Source organism: Kitasatospora sp. NPDC022856 (genome assembly GCF_055561235.1).
Window position 1 is genome coordinate 1 of record NZ_JBVHHE010000066.1, and the last position, 15,151, is coordinate 15,151.

The following is a 15,151-nucleotide window of genomic DNA, read 5'->3' on the forward strand; positions in this document are numbered from 1 at the left end:
CTCGGCCTGCTCGCCGAGGAGTGGGACCCGCGGGAGAAGCGCCAGGTCGGCAACTTCCCGCAGGCCTTCAGCCACGTCCCGCTGATCGACACCGCACTGCGGCTGACCGCCTGCGGCGGCGCCTACCTCTCCGCCCAGCCCGACGCCCCGGCCACCGACCGGGTCGAGCAGGCCACCGACCCGGACGCCCCGGCCACCGACCCGGACCGGGACTCGGTCCGGCTGCCCGGCCAGCGCCGCAGCGCGGACGTCATCGCGCCGGCGGCCCGGCCGTGACCGCCACCGCCGCCCTGCCCGCCCGCGTTGACCCGGACCGGTGGGACGCCGGACCCGAGCGGATGGCGGCGCTGCTGGAGGACGCGTCCTGGGCTGGCGTCCGCGACTACCTGCGCGGCGGGCACGCCGCCTACGCGGCCAGCCGCCGGACTGCCTGGAGACTGCTGGGCCTGCTGCCGCACGCGCCGTTCCTGGTGCAGGACGCCGACTGGTTCGCCGAGTACGCGACCACGGTGCTGGTGCGTGACCACGGCGTGCGGCAGATCGTGCACCTGGACTGCGGCTACGCCGGCGTCCCCGGCCGCAACACCCACGAGATCGCCCACGCGAGCGCGGCGGACTGCCGGGTCGTGTACGCGGCCGCCGACCCCGTCGCAACCGCCGACGCACGATGCCTCCTGGCGGACAGTGACCGCGTCGAGGTCGTCACCACGCTCCTCGGCGCGGGTGTGGACGATGTCCTGGACCACCCGGCCGTCACCGCGCTCCTCGACCGGGCCCGGCCGGTGGCGGTGCTGTGTAACTTCCTGGAGGCCGTCCCGGACCCCGCGGCCGCCGACCTCGCGGCCGCACTTCTCCGATGGTTCCCGGCCGGCGGCTATCTGGCGCTCTGCCAGCCGACCACCCAGGACACCTACCTGGCCCGGCAGGTCGACGTGGAGATGGACGAGGCCCTCGACGGCCGGTGGGGGCGCCTTCGCACCGCGGAGGAGTTCGCTTCCCTGCTGGGCGACGCCGACCTCGTCGGGGGACTGGATGTGGTCGGAGCGCCCCGGTACATCCGGTCCTCCTACCGGCCTGCCGGTCCGCCTCGCGCCGCGGTGCTCGGCGCGATCGCCCGGATCCGCCCGCACGGAGCGGACCGTGCGGGCGGCACCCGCACCACCCGGGCCGGTGCCGGCGTACCTCCCGGACCGGCGGAACGGAGGCGACCGTGACGACCGCCCCTGTCACCGCAGCCGGCGCGCCGACCGCCGTCCTGCTCCCGCCGGTGCCCCTGCTCGGCGCGCCGGACCTCGCCGTGCTGCGCTTCGCGCTCCTGCCCGGCACGATCGCGGACCGCCTGCGTCGCACCGGGATGACGCCCGCGGACGCGGCCGGTGCCGCAGACCGGGCCTGCTGCCTCGTCGGCGCGTCCACGCTCGCCCAGGCCGGCGCGCTCACCGCTCTGCACCGGCTCCTGACCGCCGAACAGATCGGCCTGGCCGCCCCAGTGCCGGCGCCCCTGACCGCCCGCCGCCGCCAAGCCCTGACTTTCATGGTCGGCGGTCTGTCCACGAACCGGATCGCCGGTCGGCTCGGCATCCACGAGGCGTCCGCGATCGGCCTGTGTCGCGACGCGGCCCGCGCCCTGGGCGTGACCACGGCGGCGCACGCTGGCTACGCCGCCGTCACCACCGGCGCGGTCCCCCTCAGCGCGATCCGCCCGCACCTTCCCGCGCTGCCCCTGTCCACCGTCCTGACCCAGACCGACCCCCGGAGATCCAGCGTGTCCATCAGCCCCCTCGCCCCGTCCGTACCGGCCACCCGGGTCCCCGGGGCGGCCTCCACCGTCGGGACCGCTTGGGCGGAGGTCCTGCTGACCGACGGCCGCGGTCGCGTCCTGATCACCGCGGGCCCCAGGCCGGGTGACGCCGGGCTGGCGGGCGGCCCCGTCCTGTCCCACGAGGCGCCGCCCGCCGCCGCCGAACGCCACGCCGAGGCCGCGACCGCGCTCGCGCACCTGACCCCGGGACGGCTACTGGCCATCGACTGGCGGCCCGGGACCGGACCGACCTACACCTATGACCACCCGCCGCTGACCGGCGTGCAGGCCGCGGCACTGACCGCCGACGACGGCCGGCGCGGCGCACCGCGCCTGCTCGCCCCCGCCGAGCTGCACACCGAGGCTCCCGCCGACGCGCAACGGGTCCTCGCCGTCCTGCGCGCCCGCGTCGAGGGCCGCACCGTCGAACTCGCGCACGGCCGGCCCCGTACCCCGGGCGTGCTCGACACCCACCGCATCCTGCCCTCCGCCGTCACCGCCCCTGCGCCGTGGACGCCCGCCGACCGCCGGTACGAGGGTGTCGCCACCAGCGTGGCGGGCTGGCTGTTCCTTCCTTCCGGGCTTGTCGTCGTCCACCACGACCCGGCGACCGGCCGAACCCGCCTGCCCGGCGGCCCTCTCGCGCCGGGCGACGCCGAAGCCCTCGACCACGCGCTCGCCCGGATCTGCGCCACCACCGTCGGCGTCCGCCCCTGCGACGGCGTCCTGATCGGCCACAGCGGAACCGAGGCGCGCCTTGTCGCCGCCGTGCCCCGGATCGGGCCCCTGATCGCGGGCCCGTGCGAGCCCGCCGTCCTCCGCCTTCTCACCACTCCCGAACAGGCCGTCGACCTGTGCGAGAACAGCATCACGGCGGCCGAGCTGCGCGATGCCCTGGAGACCGCCGCGATCGCCACGGGCCTCGTCCGCCAGCCCGTCACCCTCGTCCCCGCGCACGGGATGACCTGGTAGACGCGGCATCCGCCGCCCGCCGAAGCACCGACCGCCCAGCGTCCCGTATCCCCGGAGCATCACGTTGATCATCCGCCTTCCGTCCGCGCCGTCCGCTCTCGCCGACCGGGTCCTCGGCGCGCACCTGCGCCACCTGCGGGAATGCCAGGGAGAGCCACTCGCCACCGTGGCCGCCCGGCTACGCCTGACACCCGACGACCTGGTGGCTACCGAAGTCGGGCGCGGCACCGTGCTGCGGCCCGCCTCGGTGGCGGGCGAAGGCCGAGCGCTGGCCCAGGCCTATGGCGCCGGGCAGGTCGCGGCCGACGACTGGCGCGCGTGCGCCGAGCAGTGCGAGCCGCGCGCCGAGGCCGGCTTCCCGGACGGTTTCGACGATCCGGGCCCGGGCTGGCCCCACCGCCACCAGATCATCGAGGAGCGCGCTTCGAGCGTCCTGCTCACGGTCGGCGGCTGCTTCCTGCCGGTCCCGCTGCTCACCGACCGTCTCGAGGAGGTGCTGTGGAGTCGGCGGCCCGGGGTGCGTTCGCGCCACCGGAGCGCCGGCGTGCCGCTGGGGGCGTTGCCGGGGATCGGGTGTGCGCTGTGCCAGGTATACCTCGGTGATCTGCTGACGGAGCACGGGGCGCTCGCCTGGTGGCAGCGCGATGCCCATCGGGCCCGGGCCTTCGCGGCCCGGATCCGAAACCCGAACGGGCCGGTCACCACCGTGCTGCTGGACGAGGCGGTACTCCACCGCCGCAGCGGCGGGCAGGAGCTGCACGCCGAGCAGATGGCGCACCTGGCCGCTCTCGTCGAGACCACGGCGTTGCGGATCCGTGTCGTGCCGATGGCCACCGGCATGCCGGTCCTCATCGAGCACGTGCGGCTCGTCGTCGACGGGGACGTCCTCACCGTCGGACTCTCGGACTGGGAAGCCTCCTACACGGTCGGTCCGGACCCGCGGCTGGCCGGCCTGGAGGAGAGCTCCCTCGACGACGGCGCGAGCCTCGACCTTTTGCGGCGGGCGGCAGCCGGAACGCTGGACGTCGAGGGGACCGGGCGGTGAGCGTGACCGCCGCGGCCCCTTGGCCGCGACGCCCCGCGTCCGCCACCGGCCGCCGCCCGCGGGCGGGCGACGCCCCGGCGGGACTCCTCATACCCCGCCACCTCGCGGCCCAGCCGCTGTGGCCGCACCAGCGGGATGCCGTCGACGCCGTCTGCGCCCACCTTGCCGACGAGGAGAGGGTCGTACTCCACATGGCGTGCGGCACCGCGAAGACCAGGGTGGGCGTGGAGGTCGCGGCCCAGGTCTCGGCGCGGACCGTCGGCGCCACGCTGATCACCGTCCCCACCTTGCAACTGCTCAGCCAGACGGTCGCCGCGTGGGTCCAGGCCCTCGGCCGCCCGGCACTGGGCCGTCTGGCAGCGGTCTGCTCCCGGTACTCACCGACAGGACGACATGACCACCCACCACACCAGCACCACGGACTCCCCAGCGATCAGCCGGTACACCTCTAATGGGCGGGAAGCCGCCATGCGAGCCGCCCTCGAAGCCGCCGCCACCACCTACGACCTCCCGACCGCGGGTGCCCGGACCCTCCAGGACGGCCTCAATCTCGTGGTCCGGCTCCCGGACGCCGGGCTGGTCGCGAAGGTGTACCGGCCGGGGACCACCCTGGCCGCGGCCGTACGCCTGTCACGGCTCGCCGACTGGCTGCGGGCCAACGACGTCCTCGTCCCCACTCCGTACCGACTCCCCGTGCTCACCGAGGGCCGGCTCGTGGTGTCGTTCACGGAGGATCTCGGCTCGGCCGGAACCATCAGCCCCCAGCAGCTCGCCGCACTGCTGCGCCACCTGCACACTCTCACACCGCCGCCCGCCCTCGGCCTGCCCGCCTACGCCCCCGCCGACAGCCTCGCGGCCCGGCTGCGTGCCCTGCCCGGTACGACGCCGGCGTCCCCGCAGGACCTGGAGCAGCTGCTGACACGCCTGGCGGAGGTCGCACGGCGCTGGCCCGAGGTCGACTGGCCCGGTGGCACCGGTCTGCTGCACGGCGACGCCGGGTACAGCAACACGGTCCTCTCCCCGGGCGGGCCCGCGTTGATCGACTGGGACCACGCGAGCATCGGGCCGGTGTGCGTGGACCTCGCCCTGGAGGCATGGCACACGGAGGCCTTCGTCGTCCCGGTGGCCCGCTACCGCAGCCTGGCCCGCGCCTACGGCCTGGACGTCACCCGCCACGACGGCGCCCGCGCCTACGCCCTGCTGCGGTCGGTGCTGGCGCTCACCGGCGTGGTCGTCCTCCTGGAGGCGGCGGCAGACGACGCGAGGTGGGCGGGCACGGCAGCGCACCGCCTGGCCTGCGTCCTGGGGGAGAGGCCGCTTCCCTGGCACTGGCGGATCGATCCCGCGCTGACCGGCCGCACCGGCCCTCTGGCCCGAACGTTCTGACACCGACCGCACCCCGGACCGAGAAGGGCAGTCGACCGCTCATGACCACTCGCAATCCCGCCGACGGCACGCCCCGGCAGGGTTTTACCGCCCGCCTCGCCGCCGAACCGGGCGTCCACGACCACCAGGTCGTCGCAGCCCTCGCCGCCGCCCGCCGCGACCGGCTGATCCCGGCCGCGTTCGTCCCCGCCGAGACCGGGCCGCGCCCCGCGAAATGGCGCACGCTCACCGCCGACACGGACCCCACCCGCCACCAGGAACTGGTGTGGGGGACGGACCAGGTCGTCGTCGAACTCGCGGGCCTGCCAGCCGAATCAGCCGCACCCGGAAGCGTGCACGAAGGCCGGCCGACCGCGCAGAGCAGCGGCGCCGGACTCGTCGCGCTCGCCCTCCAGGACCTCCAGCCCCTCGCGGGCACACGGCTGCTCGAACTCGGCACCTGCACCGGCTGGCTGGCGGCCGCGGGCGCCCTACTGACCGGCCGCCAGGTCACCGGGATCGAAGCCCAGCCCGAGATCGCCCGCCGCACCACCATGCGCCTGGCCGCCATCGGGGCCGACGTGCGGATCGTGGCCGGCGACGCGCTGCGCCTCGGGCTCGGCGGCCCGGGCCGGCCCTGGGACCGCATCACCGCCAGCTTCGCCGTGCCTTCGCTCCCGCGACCGTGGCTGGACGCCCTCGCCCAGGGCGGCCGGCTGACCGCCACCGTGTCCCAGGGCGCGCCGGGCTGGCACCTGAACGCCCTGGTCGAACGCGACGGCGCCGGGCGGCTGGCGGGGACGGTGTCCGCCGGCCTGTGGGGACATGTCCCGGCCCGCGCCGTCGACTGGCTGCCGGTACCGGATCGTCCCGCGGGCGCCGGCAGGGTCAGGTCGGCGGTGCTCGCCCCGCCGCACTTCAGTGAACGCGGGTTCTGGACGCTGCTCGGCCTGTCCCTGCCCGGGGTCCGCCGCCACTGGTCCCCCGGGGACGAGACGGTGGTACTGGTGGGCTCCGCCGACGGCTCACACGCCCACGTCGCTCCCGACGGCAGCACCGCCACCTGCTGGGGCCCGACCGACCTGTGGGCGCTGGCGGAGCACCTCCACGAGCGGTGGGTATCGGCCGGCCGGGAGAGTTCGCCCTGGATCTCAACGGGGAGCATCAGGTCGTCGACGCTGGTGCCACGATCGGAAAGGCCTTCCGCCTGCCCGCACGCCAGCGCCCGGCAGGCGGTGTCGATGCCGTCTGACCAGGGCAACAGCGATGCACAGGCCCTGGACCCGTGCGGGCAGACCGGGCGCCGCATGGTCACCGATCCTGGCAACGGGCCTCCTCGTTCGCTCCCGCCTGGTCCCGTGGATCCACCGGGCGACCCGGGGCCGGCGGGCGAGGCGGACCGCAACGAGGTGCTGTGCCAGCTCCTCCTGGATCTGGGCTGGTCGTACCCCACGGCGTCTTGTCCTGCCCGCTGTGCCGCCTCAGGTGGCAGCGGCGCGCATCTCGGTGATAGCGGCATCGAGCCTGGCCGACCCCACCACGGAGGCCAGGCCGGCGGCGACTGCGGCGTGGTGGCGGGCCTCGTCCACCTCACCCTGCCGGAACAGGACGGTGGCCAGCCGCGCCGCACCCATCGCTTTCGCCCGTGGCTGGGACGCCTCGGAGACGCCCGCCGTGCGGCGCAGTTGGGGGACGACGTCGGGCGCAAGGTGGCCGGTGGTCGCCGAGAGTCGGTACAGGGCGAAGCCGAGGTCGGAGCGCAACTTCGCAGGGGTCAATGTCCGCATCCAGCCCTCCTGTGCGCTGTCGTCGGCGCGGGAGGCATGGTCTTCTGCTGCAGCGACGGAGCGCATCACGCCACGGATGTCGCCCTGGAGTGCGAGTGCCTGCGCGGTGACGGCAGAGATCATCGCCAGGACGGCGGGTGGGTGGGAGCCGGAGGTGGACGCGGTGAGCGCCAGCGCCCGGTCGGCGGCGCCCTCGTGGACGGCTTGGCGGGCGGCGTTGGTGGCGATGTGGCAGTACGCCAGGGTGTCGTCGGCTTCCCGGGCGGCGTCCAGGGCCAGGTCGAAGGAGGCCGCTGCTCCCTTCTCCCCGGCGTCGAAGCTGGTCCAGGCATACAGGCCGGCCAGCTTCGCCACCGCGCCGCTCCACGCGGTACGGACCGCCGGCGTCATCGAGGCGGAGCCCAGGTCGACGGCCCGGTGCAGTTCCAGGCCCGCGAAGTGCCGGGTCGCGCGGCCGCCGGAGCGGCGGTCCCACTCCTCCAGCGCCGAGGTATGCAGGGCGATCGCGCGCACGTCGTCGGTGCCGAGCCGGCTCGGAGCCGAGGATGTGTCGGGCAGGAGGGCCGCTGCGCCGAGCGACAGGAGGGTTCGGCGGTTCGTGGGACTCACCTCGCGGGTCTTGGTTCGCGGCCGGCGCGTACCGTCGAGGCCGAGCTCCGCGTCGGTCCCGACCTCGAACACCGCCCGCAGCGCCCGCCGTACCTCGTCGCGCGGCCACCTGATGCGACCGCATTCAAGGCGGCTGACCGTGGAGGCGTCAAAGGCCCCGGGATCCACCCGCTCTTCCTGGCACCAGGCCCGGACGAGGGTGGCCACCTCCTCCTGGCTCCACTCCCTGTCGCCCCTGAGCTGCTGCAAGAGCCCGTTCTCCATCGCCCTGTCCCCTCAACTGGACTGCCGTGAAGGGCAATCAGCCTACCGGGCGCCCGTAACTTGCCCACCCAACTTGCCCTGTCCCAACCACCTGATTGGGTGTCAGATGGTGGTCCGCCCGATCGCGTACCGAACCCGTGATCGATTGACGAAGGCTGCTCGACGCCCCGGCTCAGGACCTGTGCGAATCCGCGCGAGTTGATCGGCCCGACACCCCCAAGCGCTGTTTCCCGCGGCTGAGCGCCGCCCGCCCCGAGGAGATGATGGTTCTGTCCACCACCACCGCTCTACCCGCTGTCCGGATGCCCTCCGGTGAGTTCCGGATCGGCAAGTCGTTCACCTTCGAAGCCGGCCACCGGCTGACGGGGCTGCCGAGCGGGCACCAGTGCTCCCGGCAGCACGGGCACAGCTACACCGTCGAGGTCGAGCTGGTCTCGGACACGCTCGTCGCGCCGGGCTTCGTCACCGACTTCGCCGACCTCAAGCCGTTCAAGGCCTTCCTGGACAGCGTGCTGGACCACCGCAATCTCCACGAGGTCCTGCCCGTCCAGCCCACCTCCGAACTCCTCGCCCAGTACCTGGCCGGCTGGTTCATCCAGAACCTCCAGCCCTCGATCTCCGGCCGTCTGGTGGCCGTCCTGGTCCGCGAGACGGGGAGCAGCTGGGCCCGCTTCGAGGTGGAGGGACAGTGACCATCCCCGGGCTGGTACCGGTCACGATCGCGGCGGACGAGGCCGCGTTCCGTCTGATCATCGCGGAGTGCTTCGGCGTCGAGGTGCCGACGTTCCAGGGTGAGGGCCCCAGCTGCGGGCACCCTGCCCTGTTCATCCGCCTCTCCCGGTGCAACCTGACCTGCTCGAAGTGCGACACCAAGCAGACCTGGGACTGGTCTCGGTTCGACCCGCGCCAGGAGTCGACGAAGCGGACGGTGGCGGAACTGGCCGGCTGGGCCGCCTCGTCGCCGGTCGAGCTGGTCGTGATCACCGGCGGCGAGCCGCTGATCCAGCAGCGGAACCTGGTGCCGCTCGTCCGCGTGCTGCTGGACGCCGGCAAGCGGGTGGAGTTCGAGACGAACGGCACCCTGGCGCCCGACCCGGCGCTGCTGGTCGACGGAGTCCGGTTCAACGTCTCGCCCAAGCTCGCCACCTTCGGCGTGGACGAGGCCAGGAGCATCGTGCCCGCCGCGCTTGAGGCGTTCGCGGCCTGCGGGCGGGCGGCGTTCAAGTTCGTCGCTTCCTCGGTCGCCGACCTCGACCGGATCGCCGAGCTGGCCCAGGCCCACCGGCTGGCGCCGGTGTGGGTGATGCCGGAGGGCATCACCGCGCAGGCGGTCACCGCGACGACCCGGGTCCTCGCGGACGAGGTCGCGGCCCGCCACTGGCACTTCACCACCCGGCTGCACGTGCTGGCCTTCGAGGACGCCCGAGGCCGCTGACCTACCCACCACCCTTGTCCGTTCCCCAGACCACGGAAGAGAGAAAACGCCCATGACGACCTCTGTCGCCAGCCCTGCGGCGACCCTGAGCACCGCCGTCCCTGCGCCCGGCCTGCCCGCCGCGGCCATCGACACCGGACGGATCGGCACCCTGATAGCACAGCTCCTGGCCGAGCTGGGCGAGGACCCCACCCGCGACGGGCTGGCCGGCACCCCGGAGCGCGTCGCGGCCTGGTGGAGCGCCTTCCTGTCCCCGGACAGGCCGCCGGCGGCCACTCGCTTCACCGAAGCCCAGCTGAGCGGGCAACTGGCCGTCGTGGGCGGCATGAGCGTGTGGTCGCTGTGCGAGCACCACATGCTGCCCATGAACTTGCAGGTCACGGCCGGATATATACCGGACGGGGAGGTAGTGGGCCTGTCGAAATTCGGGCGGATCGCCCAGCACTTCGCCGGCCGGCTCCAGGTCCAGGAGCGCTTCACCCGCCAGGTCGCCGAGCACCTCACCGGCGTGATCGGGCGCAAGGACGTCGCCGTCGCCGTACGCGGGCTGCACCTGTGCATGAGCATGCGCGGCGTGCGGATGGAGGCCGCCCACACCACCACGCTGCACACCGGAGGCCGGTTCGGTACCGACCCGGTGCTCAACCAGCAGTTCCTCGCCGCGGCCCAGTGGACCGCAGCCTGAACGCGAACCGGCAAGCAGACCAGGAAGGAGGTGAGCTGATGTCCACGTCACCGGCTGCGGAAGACACACGTCCGCGCGCCGAGACGCCGACCGGCCGTACGGCAGGTTCCGTGCTGTCCGCGGTCGCCGGGCAGGTTGAGGCCCGCGCCCACGCCTGCGCTGTGCGCTCGGCGGACGAGAGGGTGACCTACGGGGAGCTGTGGGAGCGGGCGGGGCGGGTGGCCGCCGTCGTCTCGGCCGCCGCCCGTGACGGGGGAGAGCTACGGGTCGCGATCGGCTTGGCGCCGGGCGCCGACTGGGTGGGATGCCTGCTGGGCATCTGGCGGGCCGGGGCAGCGGCGGTGCCGGTCAACCTCGACCACCCGCCGGCCCGGCTCCGCCTGCTGGCCGGCAGCGCGGACCTCCTGGTCCACAGCGGCGGGGCGATTCCGAGCTGGTGGCCCGAGAACATACCGGCCGTCACCTTCCGGGAGGCGGATGCGGGTCACCTGCCCGGACCGCGCGCGGAGTACGCCGCGGCTGCCGGCAGCCGGACCGCGTGCATCCTGCACACCTCCGGTTCGACGGGCGTACCGAAGCCCGTGGTGCTCCCCCACAGCGGACTGGCCCACCAGATCACCGCCTTCGCCGATCTGTACCGGATCACGGCGGAGGACCGGATCGCGCAGTTGGCTGCGGCCTCGGTCGACGTCGTGCTCTGGGAGACCCTGCTGGCCCTGACCGTTGGCGGAACGCTGTGCGTGCCCCACGGCCGTCAGCGGGTTCCCGGGATCGGGCTGGTCCGGTGGCTCGCCGCAGAACAGGTCACCGTGGCCACGCTGACCCCGACCATGCTCGCGGCCTTACCGGAGGTGACGCTGCCCGAGCTGCGGCTGCTCGTCGTCGGCGGCGAGGCGCTGGACCCGGCTCGCTTCGCCTACTGGATAGGCCGGCACCAGGTCGCGAACGCGTACGGTCCGACCGAGGCGACCATCGCCACCCACGTCGCACCGCACATCACGGCCGACGACCAGCCCGCTCCGCTCGGCCGGCCGGTGCCCGGGGTGGAGGACTTCCTTCTCGACGAGCACGACCAGCCCGTGCCCGACGGGCAGCGCGGTCACCTGCACCTCGCTGGTGTCGGACTGGCCGACGGTTACGCGGGCCTGCCCGACCGTACGGCCCGCGCCTTCCCTACGCTCACGATCGGCGGCCGGGCGGTTCGCGTGTACCGGACCGGTGACCGGGCCTGGCGGCGCCCGGACGGACAACTGGTGTACGCGGGCCGGATCGACCGGCAGCTCAACCTCGGCGGCGTGCGCCTGGAGCCGGAGGAAGTCGAAGCCGCCGCGCTGGCCCTTGACGGTGTGACCGCGGCGGCGGCGCTCGCCGAGCCGGCCGAGGGCCGGGACGTCCTCGCCCTGCACGCGGCTGTCCCCGGCGGCCGGATCCCCGAGGCGGCACTGCGCGCGCACCTGGCCGGTCTGCTTCCCTCGACGGCCGTCCCCGCCCGCATCCACCTTCACCCCTCGCTCCCGCTGACCGGGTACGGCAAACCCGACGTGCAGGCGATCGCCGCCCTGGCCTTCCCCAGCGCCGGCCCGGCCGCCGAGTCGGACGAGATCGCCCCGGTAGCAGCCCCGGACGGCCCGCCCGTGGAGCTGCCGGACACGGTCCGGGTGTGGTGGTGGCAAGCCACCGGCGCCGAACCGGCCACCGCGACGACCGATTTCTTCTCCTGCGGCGGGGACTCCCTGGCCTGCGTGGAGCTCCTGCACCGCATCAACGAGACCTTCGGTCTCGAGATCCCGCTCACGCACTTCACTGCCCAGCCGACGCCCGCGTTCCTCGCCCGCGCGCTTTCCTCCACCGACCGGGAGTCGTCATGAGCACGCGCGTACGCGCCGCCCTGTTCGACTTGGGCGGAGTCCTTCTGCATTTCCGCGGCAACGGCCGCGCCGAAGCGGAGAAGACGGTCGGCTTACCGCCGGGCACGCTGCGCCGCATCGCCTACAGGGATGCGTTCGCGCTGGCCAACTACGGGGTCTACACCCACCAGGACTGGCTGGAGGCCGTCCGGGCCGAACTCGTGGACGAGTTCGGCCCCCGCGCGGGTGCCGCCGTGGACGTGTGGGCGCAAGATCCCGGGGAGCTGGACGAGGACGCGGTGGCTGTCCTCAAGGCCGTCCGGGCCCAGGGCATCCCTGTCGGCATCTTCACCAACAACACCAGCGGGCTGGTGGCGGATCTGGCCCGTCTCGGGTTCAACGCGTTCGACACGTTGATCAACTCGGCGGATCTCGGCGTGATCAAGCCCTCCCCGGTGGCCTACCGGCTGGCCATCGAGGCCATGGGTGTGGCCGCCGGAGAGATCTTCTTCGCCGACGACAACCACACCAACGTCATCGCTGCCCGGCATGTCGGGCTGCACGCGGTCGACTTCCTCTCCGTCCCCGGGCTCATCGCCGACCTCGCCGCATGCGGCATCACCCTGCCCGCACCCACGCCGGACACGAAGGGAGAACACCGCGGATGACCACCCCCGACCCGGTCACGGACCCAGAGCTGCCCAACGGATTCTGCTGGGCCGACGACCTCACCTCTTGGGGCGAGCACCTGGACGACGGGCGGATCGCGCTGCTGCGGCCGGCCGAGCCGCAGCGGGCCGCCTACTGGGCGAACGTGGCCACCTTCTACGGCGCCCAGCCGCCCCTCGCCCCCGCACCCGTCCCGGCTGGCGAACGCCTCGTGGTCGGCGTCGGCTCGACCGGCCCGCTCGCCCGGGGCGCCGCCCGAGTCCTGGGACGCGGTTTCGTACCGGTCGACGACCTGAGCGGCGCCGGGACGGTACCGGTCCCGTACGGCGGCAGCGTGCTGCTCACCGCCCCGGCTGGCGCCTGCTCCCTGGCCGCCCTGTCCCCTCTCCTGCACACCTGGTCCGAGCGCTCGGTCCGCGTGGGACTGCTGACCGGCATCGACCTTCCGGGCGTCGCCTTCTCGCTCGCCAAGATCCTCGCCGCCCGCACCCCGCAGCCCGAGGAAACCGATGTACTGCTCGACGGGCTCACCGGAACCGCCCGCACCGGGCGCCACCTCGACGAGCGCACCGCCCTGGACACCGCCGTCGGCGGCCGGTGGCGCTTCGCCGTGGTGGAGGCCCACGGCTCCGGATCGCACGCGCTCCTCGGCCCCTACAGCGTGTGCGGGCTGACCGGGGATCGGGAACTCGCCGTCTCGGGCGAGCCGGTGCCGGGCGGCTGCACCCCGGAGCGGTGCCGGGCGGGCGGCGCGCTCACCCCGCTGCTGCTGCGTGATCTGGCGTGCCGGACGCTCGTGTTGTTCGTGTGCACCGCGCTCATCCTCGACCCGCACGAGCACTACCCCTCCAGCGTGTCCCTTGCCCACGCCGCGCTGGAAGGGCATCCGGCCGCGGTGATCGGGATGGTGCACCAGGACCTGCCTGTGAGCGCCGAGCCGCGCCTGACCGGCCGGTTGCTCGCCGTCGGCCGCCTGGCCGGTGCGGTGACCGCCGACCTCAACGACACCGCTGGCCGGGCAAGCGGATACCTGCTGCTCGGTGACCCCGAGCAGACTTTCGCTCTCCCGCCCGCGCCCGGCACGGCGCCGGTCCTCACCCCTTGGCCCGGCCGGCGCCCGGCTTTTCTCCCCCTCCCCGGCCCCGGCGGGCCGCCGGGGCTGCTGACCCGGGACGGGATCTGGCACGAATCCGAGGACCTGGTGGCCGTCACCGACGGGCACGGGCCGGCGCTCGGGCTGCGTACGGAGCTGACCGGCTGGCTGACCTCCCTCGACGCCGGCGCTCTGTTCGAGGACAACCTGCGTGCCTGGGCCATGGCGGCCGATCGCCCCAAGACCCGCGTGGTCGAGGGGCTCAAGGTGATGCGGCGTCATCGCGAAGCCGCTCGGGAGAGCGCCCTCGCCGCGCTGCATCTCGTCCAGAAGTCGCTGCGCGCCGGGTACGGTCCCCTGCCCAGCCTGCCCAGCCTGCCCATTGCGCTCGGGCGACACGCCACCGGCTGGGCCAAGGCCCTGTCTGAGATGAGCGAGCAGTCCCGCTTCGGCATGCTCGACCAGTTCACCGACGCCGCGACCGCCGTCCACACCTCAGCCCAGGGGACGACGGGGGTCGGCCGGTGCGGGTACTGCCGCGGCCCGCTGGAACGGACCGTGTGGTCCGGGCCCGTGCCCGGTGCCGTGGAGCGGATCCGCGTGGCCTGCTCGCGCTGCGGCCTGGTGGCCGACCGTCCCACCACGCCCGCCCACACGGCCGTCCGCCTTCATACGCCGAACGAGCTCGTTCCCGGTCAGGCCTTGCGGGTCACTGTGGACCTGCCCGGGACGGCGCCGGGGGTGTGGCTGACCGTGCAGCTGCGTGACCGCAGCCGGCACGCTCTCGCCGCCCACCACCTCCCCGGCGCCGTCGGCGCGGCCGAAGTGGAGATGACCGTCCCCGCCGGCGTTCAGCCCGAGGTCCACCGTGTCTGGGCCCTGATCGTCGACCGCTTCCTGCCCGCCTGGCACCAGGTCCGCGTGCTCAGCACGCCGGGCGTCCACCCTGAGGAGCAGCTTCCGTGACCACCACATCCACCCCGCCCGTCACCACACCGGCGCCCATACGGCTGGCCTGGAGCGGTATCGAGGCGTTCGCCCGCGACCTTGCCAAGCAGGCGAGCTGCGACGGCCTGCCGGAGATCGTCGTCGGGATCATGCGCGGCGGCATGATCCCGGCCGTGGTGATCGCCCATCAGCTCGGCATCCGCGATGTCCGGACGGTCGAGGTCACGCACACCGAGACGGACGGCGTCAACGCGGCTAAGACCAGCGCCCCGGCCACCAAGAACCCCGCCTCCCTCGGCGACCTGGCCGGGCGGGACGTCCTGCTGGTCGACGACATCGCCGGCAGCGGAGCGACGCTGGAGCGCACCCGTCGGATGGTCGAGGCGCTCGGCGTCCGGCGGCTGCGCACGGCGGTGCTGACCGTCAACCGCTCCAACTGGCCCGGCCCGGCTGCCCCCGAGGAGCGCATCGACTACATCGCCGAGCACACCGACACCTGGGTGATCTTCCCCTGGGAGACGGAGAACGGGCCGAAGGCCCCCGCCCCCGCGACCACCCCGACGGCCGGAGACGACCCGGTGCCCGAACAGGGCGTGGCCTCCTCGTTCGAACGCGACCAGAGCTGAAAGGG

At 73.9% G+C, this 15,151-nt stretch carries 14 protein-coding genes and 1 pseudogene; 14 read left to right on the forward strand and 1 reads right to left on the reverse strand.

Annotation, left to right across the window (positions count from 1 at the left end):
• From ACZ34W_RS36405 to ACZ34W_RS36435, 7 genes and pseudogenes are all read left to right on the forward strand, one after another.
• A partial coding sequence (locus ACZ34W_RS36405; RefSeq protein ID WP_465610454.1) for a glycoside hydrolase family 15 protein occupies positions 1-276 on the forward strand: 276 nt, incomplete at its 5' end.
• Positions 273-1,214: an SAM-dependent methyltransferase gene (locus ACZ34W_RS36410; RefSeq protein ID WP_465610456.1), complete on the forward strand. Its 942-nt coding sequence runs from the start codon at positions 273-275 to the stop codon at positions 1,212-1,214. The genes ACZ34W_RS36405 and ACZ34W_RS36410, both read left to right, overlap by 4 nt.
• Positions 1,211-2,773 (forward strand): NUDIX hydrolase, encoded by a 1,563-nt coding sequence (locus ACZ34W_RS36415; protein WP_465610458.1) that lies wholly within the window; start codon positions 1,211-1,213, stop codon positions 2,771-2,773. The genes ACZ34W_RS36410 and ACZ34W_RS36415 overlap by 4 nt, the downstream gene beginning before the upstream one ends.
• Positions 2,774-2,837: 64 nt before the next feature.
• Positions 2,838-3,818 (forward strand): Scr1 family TA system antitoxin-like transcriptional regulator, encoded by a 981-nt coding sequence (locus tag ACZ34W_RS36420; protein WP_465610460.1) that lies wholly within the window; start codon positions 2,838-2,840, stop codon positions 3,816-3,818.
• A gap of 2 nt (positions 3,819-3,820) precedes the next feature.
• Positions 3,821-4,270 carry a DEAD/DEAH box helicase family protein gene (locus tag ACZ34W_RS36425; protein WP_465610505.1) on the forward strand — a complete coding sequence of 150 codons (450 nt, stop codon included), beginning with the start codon at positions 3,821-3,823 and terminating at the stop codon, positions 4,268-4,270.
• 16 nt (positions 4,271-4,286) lie between these two features.
• On the forward strand, positions 4,287-5,204 hold the full coding sequence (locus tag ACZ34W_RS36430; protein ID WP_465610462.1) for a phosphotransferase: 918 nt from the start codon (positions 4,287-4,289) through the stop codon (positions 5,202-5,204).
• A gap of 41 nt (positions 5,205-5,245) precedes the next feature.
• Positions 5,246-5,908: pseudogene (locus ACZ34W_RS36435) on the forward strand (protein-L-isoaspartate O-methyltransferase family protein); the annotation flags it as partial.
• Positions 5,909-6,664: 756 nt separating this feature from the next.
• Here ACZ34W_RS36435 and ACZ34W_RS36440 read toward each other — a convergent pair.
• A complete protein-coding gene (locus ACZ34W_RS36440) occupies positions 6,665-7,828 on the reverse strand; it encodes a hypothetical protein (RefSeq protein ID WP_465610507.1) in 1,164 nt (387 codons plus the stop codon).
• 275 nt (positions 7,829-8,103) lie between these two features.
• Between ACZ34W_RS36440 and ACZ34W_RS36445 the strand changes: the two genes are divergently transcribed.
• From ACZ34W_RS36445 to ACZ34W_RS36475, 7 genes are all read left to right on the forward strand, one after another.
• The gene (locus ACZ34W_RS36445; RefSeq protein WP_465610464.1) at positions 8,104-8,535 is read left to right on the forward strand and encodes a 6-pyruvoyl trahydropterin synthase family protein; all 432 of its coding nucleotides are present in this window, start codon (positions 8,104-8,106) and stop codon (positions 8,533-8,535) included.
• Positions 8,532-9,278 (forward strand): 7-carboxy-7-deazaguanine synthase QueE, encoded by a 747-nt coding sequence (locus ACZ34W_RS36450; RefSeq protein WP_465610466.1) that lies wholly within the window; start codon positions 8,532-8,534, stop codon positions 9,276-9,278. The genes ACZ34W_RS36445 and ACZ34W_RS36450 overlap by 4 nt, the downstream gene beginning before the upstream one ends.
• A 52-nt stretch (positions 9,279-9,330) precedes the next feature.
• On the forward strand, positions 9,331-9,963 hold the full coding sequence (gene folE / locus ACZ34W_RS36455) for a GTP cyclohydrolase I (RefSeq protein ID WP_465610468.1): 633 nt from the start codon (positions 9,331-9,333) through the stop codon (positions 9,961-9,963).
• A 110-nt stretch (positions 9,964-10,073) separates the two neighbouring features.
• Positions 10,074-11,831, forward strand: coding sequence for a non-ribosomal peptide synthetase (locus ACZ34W_RS36460; protein ID WP_465610470.1), 1,758 nt, complete (start codon positions 10,074-10,076; stop codon positions 11,829-11,831).
• A complete protein-coding gene (locus ACZ34W_RS36465) occupies positions 11,828-12,478 on the forward strand; it encodes an HAD family hydrolase (protein WP_465610472.1) in 651 nt (216 codons plus the stop codon). The genes ACZ34W_RS36460 and ACZ34W_RS36465 overlap by 4 nt, the downstream gene beginning before the upstream one ends.
• Positions 12,475-14,538 (forward strand): hypothetical protein, encoded by a 2,064-nt coding sequence (locus ACZ34W_RS36470; protein ID WP_465610473.1) that lies wholly within the window; start codon positions 12,475-12,477, stop codon positions 14,536-14,538. Before ACZ34W_RS36465 ends, ACZ34W_RS36470 begins: the two co-directional genes overlap by 4 nt.
• Positions 14,535-15,146, forward strand: a complete 612-nt coding sequence (locus ACZ34W_RS36475) for a phosphoribosyltransferase (RefSeq protein WP_465610475.1) — start codon at positions 14,535-14,537, stop codon at positions 15,144-15,146. Before ACZ34W_RS36470 ends, ACZ34W_RS36475 begins: the two co-directional genes overlap by 4 nt.
• The last annotated feature ends 5 nt before the right edge of the window (positions 15,147-15,151 follow it).

Excerpts from the sequence above, each read along its gene's own strand:
- ACZ34W_RS36430 (WP_465610462.1), top strand. The coding sequence starts at position 4,287 with ATGCGAGCCGCCCTCGAAGCCGCCGCCACCACCTACGACCTCCCGACC.
- ACZ34W_RS36445 (WP_465610464.1), top strand. The coding sequence starts at position 8,104 with ATGATGGTTCTGTCCACCACCACCGCTCTACCCGCTGTCCGGATGCCC.
- folE (WP_465610468.1), top strand. The coding sequence starts at position 9,331 with ATGACGACCTCTGTCGCCAGCCCTGCGGCGACCCTGAGCACCGCCGTC.
- ACZ34W_RS36465 (WP_465610472.1), top strand. The coding sequence starts at position 11,828 with ATGAGCACGCGCGTACGCGCCGCCCTGTTCGACTTGGGCGGAGTCCTT.
- ACZ34W_RS36470 (WP_465610473.1), top strand. The coding sequence starts at position 12,475 with ATGACCACCCCCGACCCGGTCACGGACCCAGAGCTGCCCAACGGATTC.